The organism is Zobellella endophytica (assembly GCF_003012775.1).
Lineage (GTDB): Bacteria > Pseudomonadota > Gammaproteobacteria > Enterobacterales > Aeromonadaceae > Oceanimonas > Oceanimonas endophytica.
Window position 1 is genome coordinate 1 of record NZ_PXYG01000002.1, and the last position, 18,794, is coordinate 18,794.

General features: G+C 62.8%; 20 protein-coding genes and 4 tRNA genes. 6 read left to right on the top strand and 18 right to left on the bottom strand.

The features are described from left to right. Window positions 1–51 precede the first annotated feature (51 nt). The 17 genes from C7H85_RS05140 to aspS all read right to left on the bottom strand — a co-directional run bounded on the left by C7H85_RS05140 (window position 52) and on the right by aspS (window position 11,376). Window positions 52–127 (bottom strand) — tRNA-Lys (locus C7H85_RS05140). A gap of 8 nt (window positions 128–135) precedes the next feature. After that, window positions 136–211 (bottom strand) — tRNA-Val (locus tag C7H85_RS05145). A 37-nt stretch (window positions 212–248) separates the two neighbouring features. Continuing rightward, window positions 249–324, bottom strand: a tRNA-Val gene (locus C7H85_RS05150). A gap of 7 nt (window positions 325–331) precedes the next feature. Beyond that, window positions 332–407 (bottom strand) — tRNA-Lys (locus tag C7H85_RS05155). A gap of 146 nt (window positions 408–553) precedes the next feature. Next, the gene (ybgF, locus tag C7H85_RS05160) at window positions 554–1,237 is read right to left on the bottom strand and encodes a tol-pal system protein YbgF (protein WP_245879582.1); all 684 of its coding nucleotides are present in this window, start codon (window positions 1,235–1,237) and stop codon (window positions 554–556) included. Between the two features lie 94 nt (window positions 1,238–1,331). Further along, complete coding sequence (pal, locus tag C7H85_RS05165) at window positions 1,332–1,850, bottom strand: peptidoglycan-associated lipoprotein Pal (RefSeq protein WP_106728656.1); 519 nt, start codon at window positions 1,848–1,850, stop codon at window positions 1,332–1,334. A gap of 26 nt (window positions 1,851–1,876) precedes the next feature. After that, a complete protein-coding gene (gene tolB, locus C7H85_RS05170; RefSeq protein ID WP_106728657.1) occupies window positions 1,877–3,175 on the bottom strand; it encodes a Tol-Pal system beta propeller repeat protein TolB in 1,299 nt (432 codons plus the stop codon). A 2-nt stretch (window positions 3,176–3,177) separates the two neighbouring features. Then, window positions 3,178–4,290 carry a cell envelope integrity protein TolA gene (tolA, locus tag C7H85_RS05175; protein WP_106728658.1) on the bottom strand — a complete coding sequence of 371 codons (1,113 nt, stop codon included), beginning with the start codon at window positions 4,288–4,290 and terminating at the stop codon, window positions 3,178–3,180. Window positions 4,291–4,297: 7 nt separating this feature from the next. Beyond that, the gene (tolR, locus tag C7H85_RS05180) at window positions 4,298–4,723 is read right to left on the bottom strand and encodes a protein TolR (RefSeq protein ID WP_106728659.1); all 426 of its coding nucleotides are present in this window, start codon (window positions 4,721–4,723) and stop codon (window positions 4,298–4,300) included. Then, a complete protein-coding gene (tolQ, locus tag C7H85_RS05185) occupies window positions 4,723–5,403 on the bottom strand; it encodes a protein TolQ (protein WP_106728660.1) in 681 nt (226 codons plus the stop codon). Before tolQ ends, tolR begins: the two co-directional genes overlap by 1 nt. Further along, the gene (gene ybgC / locus C7H85_RS05190) at window positions 5,393–5,803 is read right to left on the bottom strand and encodes a tol-pal system-associated acyl-CoA thioesterase (protein WP_106728661.1); all 411 of its coding nucleotides are present in this window, start codon (window positions 5,801–5,803) and stop codon (window positions 5,393–5,395) included. Before ybgC ends, tolQ begins: the two co-directional genes overlap by 11 nt. A gap of 167 nt (window positions 5,804–5,970) precedes the next feature. Next, window positions 5,971–6,978: a Holliday junction branch migration DNA helicase RuvB gene (gene ruvB, locus C7H85_RS05195; RefSeq protein WP_106728662.1), complete on the bottom strand. Its 1,008-nt coding sequence runs from the start codon at window positions 6,976–6,978 to the stop codon at window positions 5,971–5,973. A 3-nt stretch (window positions 6,979–6,981) separates the two neighbouring features. After that, window positions 6,982–7,587 (bottom strand): Holliday junction branch migration protein RuvA, encoded by a 606-nt coding sequence (ruvA, locus tag C7H85_RS05200; RefSeq protein WP_106728663.1) that lies wholly within the window; start codon window positions 7,585–7,587, stop codon window positions 6,982–6,984. 125 nt (window positions 7,588–7,712) lie between these two features. Next, entirely contained in the window at window positions 7,713–8,234 is a 522-nt protein-coding gene (ruvC, locus tag C7H85_RS05205) for a crossover junction endodeoxyribonuclease RuvC (RefSeq protein WP_106728664.1), read from the bottom strand. A gap of 168 nt (window positions 8,235–8,402) precedes the next feature. Further along, window positions 8,403–9,143, bottom strand: a complete 741-nt coding sequence (locus tag C7H85_RS05210; RefSeq protein WP_106728665.1) for a YebC/PmpR family DNA-binding transcriptional regulator — start codon at window positions 9,141–9,143, stop codon at window positions 8,403–8,405. Then, complete coding sequence (gene nudB, locus C7H85_RS05215) at window positions 9,130–9,591, bottom strand: dihydroneopterin triphosphate diphosphatase (protein ID WP_106728666.1); 462 nt, start codon at window positions 9,589–9,591, stop codon at window positions 9,130–9,132. The genes C7H85_RS05210 and nudB overlap by 14 nt, the downstream gene beginning before the upstream one ends. A gap of 3 nt (window positions 9,592–9,594) precedes the next feature. Further along, window positions 9,595–11,376: an aspartate--tRNA ligase gene (aspS, locus tag C7H85_RS05220; protein WP_106728667.1), complete on the bottom strand. Its 1,782-nt coding sequence runs from the start codon at window positions 11,374–11,376 to the stop codon at window positions 9,595–9,597. 283 nt (window positions 11,377–11,659) lie between these two features. Here aspS and C7H85_RS05225 point away from each other — a divergent pair, with 283 nt between their 5' ends. From C7H85_RS05225 to C7H85_RS05250, 6 genes are all read left to right on the top strand, one after another. Then, entirely contained in the window at window positions 11,660–12,502 is an 843-nt protein-coding gene (locus tag C7H85_RS05225; RefSeq protein WP_106728668.1) for a DUF72 domain-containing protein, read from the top strand. A gap of 187 nt (window positions 12,503–12,689) precedes the next feature. Next, window positions 12,690–13,418 carry a carboxy-S-adenosyl-L-methionine synthase CmoA gene (cmoA, locus tag C7H85_RS05230; RefSeq protein ID WP_106728669.1) on the top strand — a complete coding sequence of 243 codons (729 nt, stop codon included), beginning with the start codon at window positions 12,690–12,692 and terminating at the stop codon, window positions 13,416–13,418. Further along, the gene (cmoB, locus tag C7H85_RS05235) at window positions 13,415–14,422 is read left to right on the top strand and encodes a tRNA 5-methoxyuridine(34)/uridine 5-oxyacetic acid(34) synthase CmoB (protein WP_106728670.1); all 1,008 of its coding nucleotides are present in this window, start codon (window positions 13,415–13,417) and stop codon (window positions 14,420–14,422) included. Before cmoA ends, cmoB begins: the two co-directional genes overlap by 4 nt. Then, window positions 14,415–15,185, top strand: a complete 771-nt coding sequence (locus C7H85_RS05240; protein ID WP_106728671.1) for an ATP-dependent zinc protease family protein — start codon at window positions 14,415–14,417, stop codon at window positions 15,183–15,185. The genes cmoB and C7H85_RS05240 overlap by 8 nt, the downstream gene beginning before the upstream one ends. 5 nt (window positions 15,186–15,190) lie before the next feature. Then, entirely contained in the window at window positions 15,191–16,705 is a 1,515-nt protein-coding gene (locus tag C7H85_RS05245) for an inactive transglutaminase family protein (RefSeq protein ID WP_106728672.1), read from the top strand. After that, window positions 16,698–17,669, top strand: coding sequence for an alpha-L-glutamate ligase-like protein (locus C7H85_RS05250; RefSeq protein ID WP_106728673.1), 972 nt, complete (start codon window positions 16,698–16,700; stop codon window positions 17,667–17,669). Before C7H85_RS05245 ends, C7H85_RS05250 begins: the two co-directional genes overlap by 8 nt. Window positions 17,670–17,869: 200 nt before the next feature. On the opposite strand, the gene rluB is transcribed toward C7H85_RS05250, so the two are convergent. Then, the gene (rluB, locus tag C7H85_RS05255; RefSeq protein WP_106729375.1) at window positions 17,870–18,793 is read right to left on the bottom strand and encodes a 23S rRNA pseudouridine(2605) synthase RluB; all 924 of its coding nucleotides are present in this window, start codon (window positions 18,791–18,793) and stop codon (window positions 17,870–17,872) included. Window position 18,794 lies beyond the last annotated feature (1 nt).

The following is an 18,794-nucleotide window of genomic DNA, read 5'->3' on the forward strand; positions in this document are numbered from 1 at the left end:
CCCTCCTTGTAAGGGAGGTGCTCTCCCGGCTGAGCTAAGCGTCCGGGAATATGGTGGGTCGTGCAGGATTCGAACCTGCGACCAATTGATTAAAAGTCAACTGCTCTACCAACTGAGCTAACGACCCGAAGTTCGTGGTGGGTGGTACTGGGATCGAACCAGTGACCCCCTCCTTGTAAGGGAGGTGCTCTCCCGGCTGAGCTAACCACCCACGAAAACCGGATGCACTTTTGCAAAAGTGCGAAAACTGGTGGACGCTACTGGGATCGAACCAGTGACCCCCTCCTTGTAAGGGAGGTGCTCTCCCGGCTGAGCTAAGCGTCCGGGAATATGGTGGGTCGTGCAGGATTCGAACCTGCGACCAATTGATTAAAAGTCAACTGCTCTACCAACTGAGCTAACGACCCTCTGGCCAGGCAGCTGAAGCTGCCCTGCCAACGGCGGCCTATAATACGGATTTAATGGCCGGACGCAACAGGAAAATTGTCATTTACTACCGTTTGCTTAAGGATCAAGCGACTCTCTCAAAAATCCATCAACATCGTCGCCCGGCCTAGAGTCCGCCCAGATATTCCTGGGCCAAACGGGCCGCGCTGCTGCTGCCGTATTCGCTCAGTACCTGCTCAAAGTACTGCCTGGCCAGGTTGTTGTCCCCCTGCTCCTTGGCGATGACGCCCAGCTTCAGAATCGAGTCGGCTCGCTTGTTGGACGTCTGGTAGGCCTCGACCACCCGGGTAAACTGCGCCTTGGCCTGGTCGAAACGCTGCTGGGCATAGAGCAGCTGCCCCAGCCAGTAATGGGCATTGGGCACATAGGTCGACTGGGGATACTGGGTAATGAAACGGGCGAAAGCGGGGATGGCCGCATCGTAGTCTTTGTCCTGCAGCACCAGGTTGACCGCATTGTCATAGGCCGCCTGCTCGTCGCCACCGGCGGGCGCGGAGGCCTTGCCACCGCCCGAGGCTGCAGCATCCTGCTCGGCGGTGCCCCGCCCGGCGGACGCGGCCGGTGCCTGCTGCTGCGCAGCCGCATCCTGTTGCGCCGCCAGCAGGGAACGCTGGCGCTCCACCACCTGCTCCAGGCGATAGCTCTGCTCTTCCAGCAAGCCGCGCAATTCGCTGACTTCCTGCTGCAGGGCGTTCAGCTGTCGCTGCTGATCGATTTGTGCCTGGCTTCTGGCGTTGAAGGCGCGCTCCAGCTCGGCCAGGCGATCATTGACGGAACCGCTGCTACCCACGCTGACCACTGGCGCCTGGGCCCATGCCGCTGTGGATAAAACAGCGGCCATCGAAATGGCCGCTAACTTAATCTTCATAGGACAGATTCAAACCTTAGTAGACCAGAACCGCACGGCGGTTTTTGGAGAAACCGTCTTCGGTGCGAGAGGTATCGATCGGCTTTTCCTCACCGTAGCTGACGATGGCCAGCTGGGCACCGCTGACACCCAGGCTCTGCAGGTAGCTGGTCACCGCCTTGGCACGACGCTCGCCCAGGGCGATGTTGTACTCGGGGGTGCCGCGCTCGTCCGCATGGCCTTCGACCAGCACGCTGACGGAGGGGTTGGAACGCAGGAAGCTGGCGTGCGCTTCCAGCACCTGGGCGTAGTGGCCGGTCACTTCGTCGCGATCGAACTCGAAGTAGATCACGTTTTCACGACGCAGGGCTTCGTACTGCTGACGCATCTGCTCCTCGGCAGACAAAGCACCGCCGGCGCCGCCGGTTTGCACACCGCCCTGGTAGCTGCCATCGGTGCCGGTCATCGCATCGGAATCACTGGTGGAGCTACATGCAGCCAGGGTCAACATGGGCAGAGCTACGGCCAGACTCTGAAGCAGTTTTTTCATTTGCATCATTTTTCCTTAGATATTGCAACGGTTTAGTTTAGGAACGGTGACCATGCCGGTGCACGAACATCACCGCTTCGTGCTGGCAGCCTGGCCTTGAAGCGACCATCCATAGACACCAGGGACAGCACCTGGCGGCCCTGATAGGTGGTACTATAGATGATCATAGTGCCGTTTGGTGCCGGGCTTGGCGATTCATCCAGCTGGGTTTCTGTTAACACCTGCATATGACCGCTATCCAGCTCCTGACGAGCAATTCGGTATTGACCCTGAGAACGACTGACCAGCACCAGGCTGTTGCCATCGCCGGTCACACTGGGGCCCAGATTCATGTCGCCCTGGAAAGTCACGCGACGGGTGTCGCCTGAACCCAGATCGGCCCGGTAGATCTGCGGGCGGCCGCCCCGTTCGGACGCAAAATACAGGGCGCTGCCATCGGCAGACCAGGCGGGCTCGGTATCGATTGTGCGGTTCTGGGTCACCCTGGTCAACTGCTTGCTGGCAAGATTGAGTACATATATTTCCGGTTGGCCGTCCCGGGACAGTACCAGCGCCAAACGGCCGCCATCCGGTGACCAGCGCGGTGCGCCGTTGATGCCGGGCTGGGAGCTCACCACCTGGCGTTGCTGGCTGTAGATGTCCTGCACCACTATTTCGGCCTTCTTGTTTTCGAAGGAAACGTAGGCCAGCTTGCGGCCGTCCGGCGACCAGGAGGGGGACATCAGCGGTTCACGCGAACGCAGCAGTACCTGCTCGTTGAAACCGTCGTAGTCGGCAATCATCAGCTGGTAGGGATACTCGGCCCCGTGCTGCACGGTGACATAGGCAATCCGGGTCAGGAAGGCGCCCTTGATGCCGGTCAGTTTCTCGAAAATAATGTCCGCCATGCGGTGGGCGTACTGGCGCAACTGGGCTGCCGGCACGGTGGCACTGCGGCTTTCCAGCAACTGGGCGCCGTTGCTGTCCAGCACATCGGCCAGCTCGAAGCTGATACGGTACTGATCCCCACCGGCCGGCTCTATGGTGCCTACCACCACCGCCTCGACCTGACGGGAGCCCCACAGGGCGGGATTCAGCTCGCTGGCCCGTGTCACTCGCTGCGGCAGGGCACTCACCTCCAGCGGACGGAACATGCCGCTGTTGCGCAAGTCGCTGCCGATCACCGCCGCCAGATCCTGGGGTACGGCACCGCCGCCGGTCCACTGAAAGGGCACCACCGCCACCGGGCGGGCACTGTCGATGCCGCCGGTAATAATGATATCCAGTGCTGCCTGAGCCCGCCCTGCGAGCAGGAGCAGCGGCAGCCATAACCACAACCATTTTTTTGTCATCACTAGAGCTCCGGTATCAGCGTCAAATTCAGGTTTTGTAACTGCTTGCTTACTTCAGGATCCTTGGGCATCGGCAGGGTGCCGGTCTTTCTGATCGCCGTCTGCGCCGAGCGGCAGACCACCGCATCCCCCTGCCCTTCGCTGATCCTGAGAATGAGTCCGTCGGCGGCCACCTGCACGCTGATGCGGCACTGCTTGCCTACCATGGTAGGATCAACCAGCCAGTTGCGCTTGATGGCTGCGATAATCATGCCGGTATAACGATCCACTTCCCCGGCCGACGCCTTGGAAGAGGTCGACCCCGTGGGGCTGGAGCCCATCAGCGCCTCCAGATCTTTCAACGCCTGCTCCTGTTCCCGCTTTTTCCGCTCGGCGTCCGCCTGTGCCTGTTTCCTGGCTTCCTCCGCCTTGCGCTGCTGTTCGGCTTCCGCCTGTTTTTTGGCTTCGGCGGCCTTGCGTGCCTCTTCGGCCTTGCGCTGCTGTTCGGCTTCCGCCTGTTTTTTGGCTTCGGCGGCCTTGCGCGCCTCTTCGGCCTTGCGCTGCTGCTCGGCTTCCGCCTGCTTCCTGGCTTCTTCCGCTTTGCGCTGCTGTTCGGCTTCCGCCTGCTTTTTTGCTTCCTCGGCTTTACGCGCCTGCTCCGCGGCCGCCTGCTTTCTCGCTTCCTCGGCCTTGCGGGCTTCCTCGGCCTTGCGCGCCTCTTCCGCCTTGCGGGCTTCCTCGGCCTTGCGCTGCTCGATCACCTGCTGGCGTTCCTGCTCGGCCTGCGCCTGCTGAGCCGCGATGGCCTGCTGTTGCTCCGCCTGCCGCGCCGCCTCTTCCGCCGCCTTCTGCTGCTCGGCCAGCCGCTCGGCTTCTTCCGCCGCCGCCTGCTCCGCTTCCAGCCTGGCCTGCTCCGAGGCCTGGGCCTCTTGCTGCCGGGCCTGCATATCGGCCAGACGCTCGGCCTGGGCCGCCACCAGGCCGTCGTCGATCATGGTGGCTTCGATAATGGATACCGCCTGTGTCGGCCGTTTGGGGGCACTGAAATTAATGCCCACCAGCATCACCACCCCGATGGCCAGGTGTAAGGCCAGCGAGACCAGCAACGATTTGCGAATACCGCCTTGCTCGGTCATGGGTCCGTTATTGCTCCGGTTGGGTCATCAGGCCGACGGACGGCACCCCAGCCGCCTTCAGCGTGGCCATCAGCTGGATCACCGCGTCGTAGCGCACATTGGCGTCGCCCTTCACCACCACCGGTGCCTCGGGGGTGGTCCTCAGCTGGTTCTGCACCATGGACGCCAGCTCCAGCAGGTCGACCGCTTCGTCCCGGCTGTCGCCCACATCGAGGAAATAGCGCCCGTCCGCGTCGATGGAGGCCACCAGCGGTTTTTCGCTGTCTTCCGGCAGCATTTCCGCCTCGGCCTGGGGCAGGTCAACCTTGACCCCCTGGGTAATGACCGGTGCCGTGGCCATGAAGATGATCAGCAGCACCAGCATCACGTCGATATAGGGAACTACGTTGATTTCGGCGACCCTTTTACGGCGCCGGCGTTGATACCCATGCATCAGTTCGCACCTGTCATCACTTGACGGTTGAGAATGGTTGAGAATTCATCCATGAAGTTGGCCAGGTGGTTTTCCAGGCGCTCCACCTGGTAGCTGAACCTGTTGTAGGCGATAACCGCCGGAATGGCGGCAAACAAGCCCAGGGCGGTGGCGATCAGGGCTTCGGCAATCCCCGGCGCCACCATCGACAATGTCGCCTGCTGCACTTCGGCCAGGGCGATAAAAGCGTTCATGATGCCCCAAACGGTACCGAACAGGCCGATATAGGGACTGATGGAGCCGATGGTGGCCAGCAGCGACAGGTTGGTTTCCAGCCGGTCCACTTCCCGGGACAGCGCAACCCGCATGGTGCGGTAGGTGCCTTCCAGTATGCTGTCCTGGGCCCGCCCCTGTTTTTGCAGGCGCACAAATTCCTTGAAGCCGGCGTGAAAGATCTGCTCCATGCCGGCCAGGTCATCACGACGGGCGTTGCTTTCATGGTAAAGGCGGCTCAGATCGGAACCCGACCAGAACTTGTCCTCGAAATGATCCGCATCGCTGCGTGCCGTGCTCAGCACCTTGCGCCGGTTGATGATCAGGGCCCAGGACAGAATGGACATGCCCAGCAACAGCAGCATCACCAGCTGAACCAGCAGGCTGGCTTCCAAAAACAACCCGATAAACGAAATTTCAGCGTGCACCTGACAATACTCCCATCAGCGGTTCAGGAATGGCAAAAGGTTTCATATGAGCAACCTGGACGCAAGCGATAACCACTTCGCCTCTGGCCAGGCAAAGGCCGGCATCATCCAGAATTTCCTGCTCAAACACAATAGAGGCACGTTTCAGCATTTTCACCGTCACGGTGACTTTTAATGCATCATTGAAACGTGCAGGACGGCGCAGATCCAGCTCCAGCCGCCGCACCACGAAGGCCACGCCGTCGGCCAGCAGCCGGTCCTGCTCCACGCCCCGGGCCCGCAGCCACTCCGTGCGCGCTCTTTCCATAAATTTCAAATAGTTGGCGTTATAAACGATGCCGCCGGCGTCGGTATCCTCGTAATAGATACGCACCGGCCAATAAAACTGTGTGTCAGACATTAACCATCATCGGTCCGGCTGAAAAGATGCGGATACTATACCTGAGTCATATGAGGGAAAGAAGACAAGCCCGGGCCGGCACGACACTGGCTGACCCGGGAGCGAAAGCCGGAAGCCGGGTCTGCCCGCCACTCGGTCGACTTCAGGCTTCCGGCTTTCAGCTCCCGTCAGGACTCCGGCAGCTCGAAGCCGAAGTGCAGGTAGGCCCGGGGGGTGGCGATGCGGCCCCGGGGGGTGCGCTGCAAAAAACCCTGTTGGATAAGGTAGGGCTCGATCACGTCCTCGATGGTTTCCTTTTCTTCGCCGATGGCCGCCGCCAGGTTGTCGAGCCCCACCGGACCGCCCAGGAACTTGTCGAGCACCGCGTGCAGCAACTTGCGATCCATGTAATCAAAGCCCTGCTTGTCGACATCCAGCATGTCCAGCGCCTGGGTGGCGATGGTGGCGTCGATCGCACCGCTGCCCTTGACCTCGGCGAAGTCCCGCACCCGACGCAGCAGCCGGTTGGCGATGCGCGGCGTACCCCGGGCCCGGCGCGCCATCTCGAAGGCCCCCTCTTCGCTGATGGTCAGTCCCAGCTTGTCGGCGCTGCGGCTGATGATATGGGCCAGATCCGCCACCTGGTAAAACTCCAGCCGTTGCACTATGCCGAAACGGTCACGCAGCGGCGAGGTCAGGGAGCCGGCCCGGGTGGTCGCGCCCACCAGGGTGAAGGGCGGCAGCTCGAGCTTGATGGAGCGGGCCGCCGGGCCTTCGCCGATCATGATATCGAGCTGGTAGTCTTCCATCGCCGGATAGAGGATCTCCTCCACCACCGGGCTCAGGCGGTGGATTTCATCGATAAAGAGCACGTCGCCGGGCTCCAGGTTGGTGAGCATGGCCGCCAGATCGCCGGCCTTTTCCAGCACCGGACCCGAGGTGGTCTTGATGCTCACCCCCATCTCATTGGCGACGATATTGGCGAGGGTGGTCTTGCCGAGGCCGGGCGGGCCGAAGATCAGCAGGTGATCCAGCGCCTCTTCCCGCCGGCGGGCCGCCTCGATAAAGATTTCCATCTGGCTGCGCACATGATCCTGGCCGCGGTAGTCGGCCAGCGCCTTGGGCCGGATGGCCCTGTCGATGGCTTCTTCTTCCCGCCGGGGGGCCGGGTTGATAAAACGGTCCGCTTCTATCATGACTTATCCCATGCTCCGCAGGGCTTCCCGGATCAGCTGTTCGGCGTTCATCTCGGGCTTGGCGATTCGCTTCATCGCCTGCTCCGCCTGGGCCGCCTTGTAGCCGAGCGCCAGCAGCGCGGCCACGGCCTCGTCCCGGGCGCTGTCGGCAAGGACCGCGGACGTCGCCGACTCGGGTGCCGGATTGAACAGGTCATAGCCGCCAAAGCCCTTGAGCCGGTCGCGCATCTCCACGATCAGCCGCTCGGCGGTCTTCTTGCCCACCCCGGGCAGCTTGACCAGGGCGCCGATTTCGCCCTGCTCCACGTTATGGATAAACTGGTCGGCGGTCATGCCGGAGAGGATGGCCAGCGCCAGCTTGGGGCCCACGCCGTTGGTCTTGATCAGTTCCCGGAACAGGGCCCGCTCGGTCCTGGTGTTGAAACCGAACAGCAGCTGGGCGTCTTCCCGCACCACGAAATGGGTGAGCAGGGTCACCGGCTCTCCCGTCTTGGGCAATTCGTAGAAACAGCTCATCGGCAGGGTGATCTCGTAGCCCACCCCGTTCACATCCAGCAGGATCTCCGGTGCCTGTTTTTCGCTGATGATACCTTTCAACCGACCTATCACTGGGGCTCCCCGCTAACCAATTCTGTGTGGCGCAAGCATAATGAATAACTGGATAAATATCCATGCATTGGACACAGGGACTCGGGATTAGAGATTGGGGATTGGACAGTCCCCAGTCCCCGATATTACCGCAACCGTCCCCGTACCGTGCCGCGTACCTGGCCGGCCATGCTGATCAGGCCCTGGCGGGTGTGGCCGTGGCACAGGGCCACCGCCAGGGCATCGGCGGCATCGGCCTGGGGCGTACCAGGCAGGGCCAGCAGCTTGCACACCATATGCTGCACCTGGGCCTTGTCAGCGCCCCCCTGGCCGACCACCGCCTGCTTGATCTGACGGGCGGAATACTCCGCCACCTCCAGGCCGGCATTGGCGGCCGCGACGATGGCCGCGCCCCGGGCCTGGCCCAGCTTCAGCGCCGAGTCCGGGTTGCGCGCCATAAACACCTGTTCGATGGCGAACAGTTCGGGCCGAAACTGCAGAATGATCTCGCTCACCCCGTCGTAGATTTTTTTCAGCCGGGGCGCCAGCGCGTCATCGGCCATGCGGATGCAGCCCGAGCCGAGGTATTCCATCTTGTTGCCGGCCTGACGCACCACGCCGTAGCCGGTGATGCGCGAGCCGGGATCGATACCGAGGATAATCGACATATCAATAAAGCCGGAAGCTGGAAGCTATAAGCTGGAAGCAGATCGAGCCGCTGACTGGAGCAACGCCACACTTGCAGGGTGGTGACACTAACAGACCCTGACCTATACCAAACCGGCTCTGCCAATCCACCGTCGCCGTCGGGCTGCTTCCAGCTTCAAGCATACCGCTTACAGCTTTTGAGCCAGTTCATCGGAGATCTCGCCGTTGTGGTAGACCTCCTGCACATCGTCCGCGTCCTCGAGCATGTCGATAAGCCGCAGCAGCTTGGGCGCGGTGTCTTCGTCCAGCTCCGCCTTGGTGGAAGGGATCATGGTCACTTCTGCGTTGTCGGCGGTCAGCCCGCCGGCATCCAGCGCATCCTTGACGGCGCCGAACTCGTCCCACAGGGTGTAGACGTCGATGGAGCCGTCATCGTTCACCACCACGTCTTCGGCGCCGGCCTCCAGGGCCGCTTCCATCACCGTCTCTTCGTCCGCTTCCTGGTAGCTGATCACCCCTTTCTTTTCGAACAAGTAAGCCACCGAGCCGTCGGTGCCCAGGTTGCCGCCGCTTCTGGAGAAGGCATGGCGTACCTCGGACACGGTACGGTTGCGGTTGTCGGTCATGCACTCCACCATCACGGCGGTGCCGCCGGGACCGTAGCCTTCGTAGATGATGGTTTCCAGCACCTGGCCGTCCAGCTCGCCGGCGCCGCGCTTGACCGCCCGGTCGATGGTGTCCCGGGTCATGTTGTTGGACAGCGCCTTGTCGATGGCCGCCCGCAGCCGGGGGTTGGTGGCCGGATCCGAGCCGCCCTCGCGGGAGGCGGTGCTCAGCTCACGGATCAGCTTGGTGAAGATCTTGCCGCGCTTGGCATCCTGGGCCGCCTTGCGGTGCTTGATATTGGCCCATTTACTATGACCTGCCATAAGTCTCTGCTCCGTTGTTCTTGCGGTTAATCAGCCTGCCGATGGCGTCCCTGTTGGTCCAGGAGCTGGCGGTGCGCATGGCTTCTTCCAGCGGCAGCCAGCGTTGGGTCAGGTGTTCGCTCAACTGCACCTCGAGCGGTGCAGGCAGGCACAAACAAAATTCGTATTCCCAGTTATGGGTGACCCCCGGGCGGTAGCGATGCCGCCAGCGGGGATAGATTTCGAAGCGCACCCGGTGGCCGGTTTCCACCAGTTGCAGGCCGTGGTCGAGCCGCAGGCCGGTTTCCTCTTCCAGCTCGCGCTCGGCGGCCTGGCGGCGACGCTCCCCCGGCTCCAGGCTGCCGGTGACCGACTGCCAGAAGTCCGGGTTATCCTTGCGCTGCAGCAGCAGCACCTGGTCCTCGGTATGGATGAGGACCAGCACCGATTCCGGGTGCTTCCAGGCCACGCCTTACTGTTCCGTCTTGTCGGTGCGGGCCGCCGGCAGCTCGGTGCGAATGGCCAGCTCCGCCAGCGCGTCCGGATTGGCCAGGCTGGGCGCATCGGTCAGCAGGCAGGAGGCGGTGGTGGTCTTGGGGAAGGCGATCACGTCGCGGATATTGTCGGTGCCGGTCAGCAGCATCACCAGGCGATCCAGGCCGAAGGCCAGGCCGGCGTGGGGCGGGGTGCCGTACTTCAGGGCGTCGAGCAGGAAGCCGAACTTCTCCTGCTGCTCCTCGGCGTTGATGCCGAGCAGGCGGAACACCGTCTGCTGCATCTCGTTATGGTGGATACGCACCGAACCGCCGCCCACTTCGTAGCCGTTGATCACCATGTCGTAGGCGTTGGCCACCGCCTCGAGCGGGCTGGCCTCCAGCTCGGCGACCGAAACCTCCTTGGCGGCGGTGAAGGGATGGTGCATGGCGTACAGCCGGCCGTCTTCCTCCTCGAACATCGGGAAGTCGACTACCCACAGCGGTTTCCAGCTCTCTTCCACCAGTCCCAGATCCTTGCCCACCTTGAGCCGCAGCGCGCCCATGGCGTCAGCCACCACCTTGGCGGAATCAGCGCCGAAGAAGATGGCGTCGCCGTCCTGGGCGCCGGTGCGCGCCAGCAGCTCGGCCACGATGGATTCATTCAGGAACTTGGCCACCGGCGACTGGATGCCCTCCAGGCCCTTGGCGACCTCGTTCACCTTCAACCAGGCCAGGCCCTTGGCACCGTAAATAGTGACGAACTTGCCGTATTCGTCGATCTGCTTGCGGGAAAGCGCAGCGCCACCGGGCACGCGCAGGGCCGCCACCCGGCCCCTGGGATCGTTGGCCGGGCCGGCGAACACCTGGAAGTCCACTTCCTTCACCAGATCGGCGATGTCGGTCAGCTCCAGGGCAATACGCAGATCCGGCTTGTCTGAGCCGTAGCGGCGCATGGCCTCGGCATGGGTCATCACCGGGAAGGCGCCCAGATCCACGCCGGCCAGGTCCTGCCACAGCTCGCGCACCAGCTGCTCCATGACGGCCCTCACCTCATCGGCGGTCATAAAGGAGGTTTCCACGTCGATCTGGGTGAACTCCGGCTGGCGGTCGGCGCGCAGGTCTTCGTCACGGAAGCATTTGACGATCTGGTAGTAGCGATCGAAGCCGCTCATCATCAGCAGTTGCTTGAACAGCTGGGGCGACTGGGGCAGCGCGTAGAAATACCCTTTGTGCACCCGGCTCGGCACCAGGTAATCGCGCGCGCCTTCCGGGGTGGCCTTGGTCAGCATGGGGGTCTCGATGTCGAGGAAGCCCTGCTCGTCCATGAAGCGGCGCACCCGGCTGGTAACCCTGGCGCGGGTTTTCAGGAAACGGGCCTGCTCCGGGCGGCGCAAATCCAGGTAGCGGTACTTGAGGCGTTGCTCTTCCGAGTTGTTTTGGTTGAAGTCCAGCGGCAGGGGGGCAGCCTTGTTGATGATGGTGAGCTCGTGGGCGAAGATCTCCACCTCGCCGGTGGCCATGTCCCGGTTCACCTGGGATTCGGGACGGGCCCGCACCACCCCTTTGATCTGAATGCAGAATTCGGCGCGCAATTCGGATGCCTTCTCATAGGCCCCGGCCTTGTCCGGATCGAAAAACACCTGCACCAGGCCTTCCCGATCGCGCATATCGATGAAGATAAGACCGCCCAGGTCGCGGCGGCGATGTACCCAGCCACTTAAGGTCACGCTCTGGCCAACCAGGGCAGCATTGACCTGCCCGCAATAATGAGTGCGCATGGATGTCTTCCTATTATGGTGTTGCCGCACGGCCGCCCAGGCCGCGGGACTGAATTTGTCAGCAAACAGCGCGCTAGTATAATGGAAAACCCGAACAGGGATCCAACCGCTTCGCGGTAGCATTAAGCCGGAAGCTGGAAGCAACATCATATGGTGACGGTCGATACCAAGGCCAGTTCGACGTCAGGTTTAGTCTGCCGGTCTTAACGGGCCTGAAAATACGGCGCTGAATCCTCTAACAACTTGATCGGCTTCCAGCTTAATGTTTCGACGAAGGAGTCATATGCCGTTATATCTGGGCCTCAGCCAGTGGTCCCATCCCGACTGGCCCGGCCACCTGCTGAGCCGGGGGCTGAAAAACAGTGAGCACCTGGGGGATTACGCCCGGGTATTCAACACCGTGGAGGGCAATACCAGCTTCTACGGCGTGCCCGAGCAACGCAGCCTGCTGCGCTGGGAAGCCCAGACCCCGGACCATTTTCGCTTCACCTTCAAGTTCCCTTCCCAGGTCAGCCACCAGGGCCGGCTGGGCGATAACATCGCCGCGGCCCGGGATTTTGTCGAGCACCTGGCCCCCCTGCACCACAAGCTCGGCATGGTGATGCTGCAGCTGTCCGGGGCCACCGGGCCCGAGCAGCTGGCGCAGTTGCAGCCCTTGCTGGATGCCCTGCCGGGCGGCATCGAATACGGGGTGGAAGTGCGCCACCCGGCCTTTTTTGCCAAGGGCGAGGCGGAGCGCCGGCTCAACCGGCTGCTGCTGGAACGCGGGGTCAACCGCATCATCATGGACTCGCGGCCGGTGTTCTCCTGCCCGCCCGCCACCCCGGCGCTGGCCGATGCCCAGGGCAAAAAACCCAGGGTGCCGGTGCATATCATCAGCACCGGCAACAGCCCCATGGTGCGTTTTATCGGCCATCCGGAGCCCGGCTACAACCGGCGCTACTGGCAACCCTGGCTGCCCAGGTTGCGCGGCTGGCTGGACGAAGGCAAGTCGGTCTACCTGTTCGTGCACACCGCCGACAACCGGCTGGCGCCGCAACTGGCGGCAGAGATTGCCGCAGCGCTGAAGGCGCCGCTGCCGGCCTTTCCCGGCCAGGCCGCTGCGCCCCAGGGAGAGCTGTTCTAGCCCGGGAGGACGGGGCACGCGGCACCGCCGCTGCCGCGTGCCTGATCCGATTCGGTGCAGGTATGGATAAAAATAAATTTTTGCCAAGCCTGGCCGCCCGCAAGACAACACCCGGCGCTTCTTTTACAATACCGGCCAATTTTGCGCAGCCGCTGCGCCCCGAGCCAAGGTCGTCAGAAATATCGCCATGCCATCAAAAGATCATATTTTCGCCGCGCCTATCGCCGAGCTCGGTGATTTTTGCTTTGACCAAAAAGTCGCCGACGTCTTCCCGGACATGATCAAGCGCTCCGTGCCCGGCTATTCCAACATCATTTCCGCCATCGGCATGATCACGGCCCGCTTCGCCCGGCCCCACAGCCGCCTGTACGATCTGGGCTGCTCCCTCGGCGCCGCCACCCAGGAAATGCGCCGCAACCTGAGCCAGCCCGGGTGCAGCATCATCGCGGTCGACAACTCCGCCGCCATGCTGGAACGGGCCCGCGGGCACCTGGCGTCCTTCCGGTCCGACACCCGGGTGGATCTGATCGAGGCGGACATCTGCGACATCGCCATCGAAAATGCCTCTGTAGTGGTGCTGAACTTCACCCTGCAGTTTATCGCCCCCGAGCGCCGGGAAGCCTTGCTGACCCGGATTTATCACGGCTTGAACCCGGGCGGGGTGCTGGTTCTGAGCGAAAAGTTCAAGAGCGCCGACGACACCGTCAACGAGCTGCTGATCGATCTGCACCACGACTTCAAGCGCGCCAACGGTTACAGCGAGCTGGAAATCAGCCAGAAGCGCAACGCGCTGGAAAACGTGCTGCGCCCGGACACCCCGGAGCAGCACAGGGAACGGCTCGCCCGCGCCGGCTTCCGCCATGTGGACCTGTGGTTCCAGTGCTTCAACTTCGGCTCCATGGTCGCCATCAAATGATCGATTTCAGCGACTTCTACCAGCAGATCGCCAAAACCCGGCTGAGCCACTGGCTGCACTGCCTGCCGGGCCAGTTGCACGACTGGCAGAAACAGCACCTGCACGGCGACTTTGCCCGCTGGGTGCGGGCGCTGCACAAGCTGCCGAAGATAGCCACCGAGCATGTCGAGCTGGGCCAGGGCGTCACCATCGGTCGCCCCGGCGAGGTTGCCCCCGGCGAGCAGAAGAAGATAGAAAGCCTGCTGCGCCAGTTCCATCCCTGGCGCAAGGGTCCCTTCGAGATCCACGGCATCCACATCGATACCGAATGGCGTTCCGACTGGAAGTGGGATCGGCTGGTGCCCCATATCAGCCCTCTCAAGCACCGCTATGTGCTGGACGTGGGCTGCGGCAGCGGCTACCACCTGTGGCGGATGCTGGGCGCCGGCGCCAGGATGGCGGTGGGCATCGATCCCTCCCAGCTGTTCATTTGCCAGTTCGAGGCGGTGCGCCACTTCGCCAATGGTCATAAAGGGATTCAAGTATTACCCTTAGGCATAGAAGAAATGCCCGAACTGCGCGCCTTCGACACGGTATTTTCGATGGGCGTGCTCTATCACCGCCGCTCGCCCATCGACCACCTGCTGCAGCTCAAGGCCCAGTTGCGCGGTGGCGGCGAGTTGGTACTGGAAACCCTGGTCGTCGACGGCGACGAACACCGGGTGCTGGTACCGGGCGAGCGCTACGGCAAGATGCGCAACGTCTGGTTCATTCCCAGCAGCGCCGCCCTGGTCGGCTGGCTGGAAAAATGCGGCTTCGAACAGATACGGGTGGTGGACGAAAGCACCACCACCCTGCAGGAACAACGACGCACCGACTGGATGCGCAACGAATCGCTGGCGGATTTTCTGGATCCGCAAGACATCGGCAAAACCATTGAAGGTTACCCGGCCCCCAAACGCGCGATCATCATCGCCAGCAAGCCGGTCGACCCCCAACATCAACAAGAGGGAAGGTATGAGTAAAGCTGCGACAATATTGGTATTACCCCTGCTGCTGACCGCCTGTGCCAGCCAGAAGCCGCAAGCGGATGCGCAGCCCGAGCCCAACCCCGTGTCCGAAGCCCGGCTCGAGGCTTCCCTCGCCAGCCTCGAGGCCCGTCTGGTGGACACCATGTTCCAGCAGAATGCCCAGCTCAGCAGCAACCATCATGCCTATATGACCGCCCTGCAACAGGAGCTCAATATCTTGAAAAGACAGATGACCACCCCACCCCCGCCGCCGCCGCCGTCCGCCGGCGGCCGCGAAGCCCCGGCCGAGTATCCCGACAACGAAACCCGGGACGGCAAGCTGATCGTGGGCGAAACCGAGGATGTGTGGCTGGATGCGGTCAACGACAGCTTCCCGGCCCGTATCGACACCGGCGCCACCACCTCTTCCCTCAGTGCCCAGGACATTACGGTATTCGAGCGCGACGGCAACCCCTGGGTCAGCTTCAACCTGGCCCACGAGGGGGTGGACGAAAAGCTGCCGGTGGAAACCCCGCTGGTGCGTTATGTGCGTATCCGCCAGGCCTCGGCCGACAGCACCGAAAGAAGGCCGGTGGTGGCGCTGACCATGCGCCTGGGCCGGTTGTCGGAAAGAACCGAGTTCACCCTGACCGACCGTTCCCAGATGACCTATCCGGTGCTGCTGGGGCGCGAATTCCTGAAAGACATCGCCGTGGTGGATATCGCCCGCCAGAACGTGCAGGGCAAGCCCAAGCGTCCCGCCTCTTCCAACGAGTAAACAACATGTACTCACGCAAGCCCTTTTATCTGATCGTGGCCGCCCTGTTCCTGGTCGGCCTGGCGCTGATGCTGCATCGCCACTTCGTGTATGAAGTGCCCTGGCTGCCCGGTGAAAAGCGCCAGATCTGGTCCATCGAGGCGAAGGTGGAATTCGAGGCCAGCGGCAACCCGGTCAAGGCCTCGCTGGCCATCCCCGGCAGCCAGCCCGGCTTCACCCTGATGAACGAGTCCGCCGCCTCTCCCGGCTACGGGCTGTCCTTTGTCGAGGCCGAAGGCAGCAGCCGGGCGGAATGGTCAATCCGCTCCGCCACCGGCGACCAGGAGCTGTACTACAAGGTCGACATGATGCTGGATCCCTTCGCCAGGGGGCCGCTGCCGAGCCAGATCCCGGACGTCACCAGCACCGAGGTGGCCGAGCCCTACGCCACCGCCATGGATCAGGTGCTGGCCATCGCCCAGGAGCGCTCCTCCGACGGCATTACCCTGACCCGGGAACTGCTCAAGGAGCTGAGCAACCGGGGCCAGAACGCCGAGCTGCTGGCCCAGTACAAGGCAACCGGCCCGCTGCTGGTGGAACTGCTGCACCGGGCCGGGGTGCCGGCCCGGCTGCTCAAGGGCCTGCAACTGGAAGACGGCCGCCGCCGCCAGCCGCTGGTGGACATAGTGCAGGTCTACGAGGGCGAGCAATACGACATCTTCAACCCGGCCACCGGCAGCCAGGGGCGCCAGGAGCAGTTGCTACTGTGGGAATACCATTCGGCCCCGGTGCTGGATCTGGTGGGCGGCAGCAACTCCCGGGTGACGTTCACCATGCTGCAGCAGGAGCAGCCGGTCAACGTGGCCCTGGCGCAGAAGTTTGATCAGCCCGACTGGATCAACGTCTCGCTCTACAACCTGCCGCTGGAAGAGCAGGCGCTGTTCAAGGGCATACTGCTGATCCCCATCGGCGTGCTGGCGGTGGTGTTCCTGCGCATTATCGTCGGGGTGAAAACCTCGGGCACCTTCATGCCGGTGCTGATCGCCATGGCCTTTATCCAGACCAGCCTGCTTACCGGCCTGGTCGGCTTCCTGCTGATCGTGGGCACCGGCCTGGTGCTGCGCTCCTACCTCTCGCACCTCAACCTGCTGCTGGTGGCGCGAATATCGGCGGTGATCATCATGGTCATCGGCATGATCGGCTTCTTCAGCATCGTCGCCTACCAGTTGGGCCTGACCGAGGGCATGAAGATCACCTTCTTCCCGATGATCATCCTGGCCTGGACCATAGAGCGGATGTCGATCCTGTGGGAAGAAGAAGGCCCCAAGGAAGTGGTCAAGCAGGGCGGCGGCTCGCTGCTGGTGGCGGTGATGGCCTTCCTGGCGATGAACAACGAGCTGGTACGCCACCTGACCTTCAACTTCCTCGGGCTGCAGTTGATCGTGATGGCCGCGGTGCTGCTGCTGGGCAACTACACCGGCTACCGCCTGACCGAACTCAAGCGCTTCAAGCCGCTGGTGGATGAGCAGAAAGATGTTTAAGAGCCTGCTTGAGAAATACGCCTCGCCCTTTGCCCTGCGCCGCATGGGCATCATGGGCATGAACCGGCGCAACATTTCCTATATCAGCCGCTACAACCCGCGCCGGCTCTATCCGCTGGTGGACAACAAGCTGAAGACCAAGAAAATCGCCCTGGACGCGGGGGTGACGGTACCCGAGCTGGTGGGCGTGATCGAGTTCCAGCATCAGGTGTCGCACCTGTGGGAGCTGGTCAAGGACTGGCCGGGCTTTTGCGTCAAGCCCGCCAAGGGCTCCGGCGGCAAGGGCATAGTGGTGATCGAGCGCCACGACAGGACCAACTTCGTCAAGCCCAGCGGCAAGGTCGAGAGCATCGGCGACCTGGAACGGCATGTGTCCAACATCCTCGCCGGCCTGTTCTCCCTCGGCGGCAAGCCGGACGTAGCGCTGATAGAAGCGCTGATCAACTTCGACGACGTGTTCGACGGCTTCTCCTACGAAGGCGTGCCCGACACCCGGGTTATCGTGTTCAAGGGCTTTCCGGTGATGGCGATGATGCGGCTGTCCACCGACGCCTCCGACGGCAAGGCCAACCTGCACCAGGGCGCCGTGGGCGTGGGGCTCGACATCAACAGCGGCCGCGCCATCCGGGCGGTGCAGTTCAACCTGCCCATCCGTTACCACCCGGATACCGGCCGGGATCTGCTCGAGCTCAAGGTGCCCTACTGGGAAGAGCTGCTGAGCCTGTCCTCCTCCTGCTACGAGATGTCGGGGCTGGGCTATATCGGTACCGACATGGTGCTCGACAAGCAGAAGGGTCCCATGCTGCTGGAGCTGAATGCCCGCCCCGGGCTCGCCATCCAGACTGCCAACGCCGCCGGCCTGGTGCCCCGGCTGCGCAAGATTGAAAAACTGGGCAAGAAGGTCACCATGACCCCGGAGGAGCGGGTGGCCTTTTCCCGGCGGGAATTCGCGACCGAAGGCTGAGGCTGGAGGCAAACCGCAAGGGTCGTCGTAGGGTCGAATTTATTCGACCGAACCCCGGCGCCGTTGTCGGAATGGTCTACTGAAGTGGACCCTACGGCTGCGTGAGGCGCAGGCGGCCCACAACATCAACAAAAACGGCGCCGGGATGACTCCCGGCGCCGTTTTTCTTCAAACTTCAGGCTTCCAGCTTTGCGCTGCTTTTACATCCGGGTTTTGCTCTTCTGGCGCGGGCCCGAGCTGCGCGGACGGGCGGCGGCCGGTTTTTTCGGGGCCGCGCCGGTGCCGGCGCTCTTCACCCGGGAGTTGTGCTTGCGCACCGCCTTGCGGATCTGGGCCACCTGCTTGTAACGCTCGGGGGCGTGCATGTCCACCTTGCTCTGCTCCTCCGGTGCCAGCCCCACTTCCCGGCGCAGGTAGTTGACCTGCTCCAGCGGCATCTCGGCCCAGCCGCCCCGCGGCAGGGTACGGGGCAGTTCAATCTTGCCGTAACGCACCCGGATCAGCCGGCTCACCTGTACGTCCTGGGACTCCCACAGCCGGCGCACTTCCCGGTTGCGGCCTTCCTTCAGGGTGACGTGGAACCAATGGTTCATGCCTTCGCCGCCGCTGTATTTCAGGGTCTCGAACTTGGCCATGCCGTCTTCCAGCATCACCCCCTTGCGCAGCCGCTGCAGCATGGCCTCGTCCACCTCGCCGAACACCCGTACCGCGTACTCCCGGTCGATTTCGTGACGCGGGTGCATCAGCCGGTTGGCCAGCTCGCCGTCGGTGGTGAACAGCAACAGGCCGGAGGTGTTCACGTCCAGCCGGCCCACCGCCACCCAGCGCGCGCCCTGCAGCTTGGGCAGGCGGTCGAACACCGTGGGGCGGCCTTCCGGATCCTTGCGCGTGCTTACCTCGCCTTCCGGCTTGTGATAGGCCAGCACCCGGCAGATGATCTCGGCCTGGGGCTGGGTTTCCACGCTGTGGCCATCCACCCGGATCTGCTCGTTGCCGGTGACCCGGTCGCCCAGGTGGGCCACGTTGCCGTTCACGCTCACCCGCCCCTGGCTGATCAGCGCCTCGATTTCGCGGCGTGAGCCCTTGCCCGCGCGGGCCAGTACTTTTTGCAGTTTTTCAGTCATG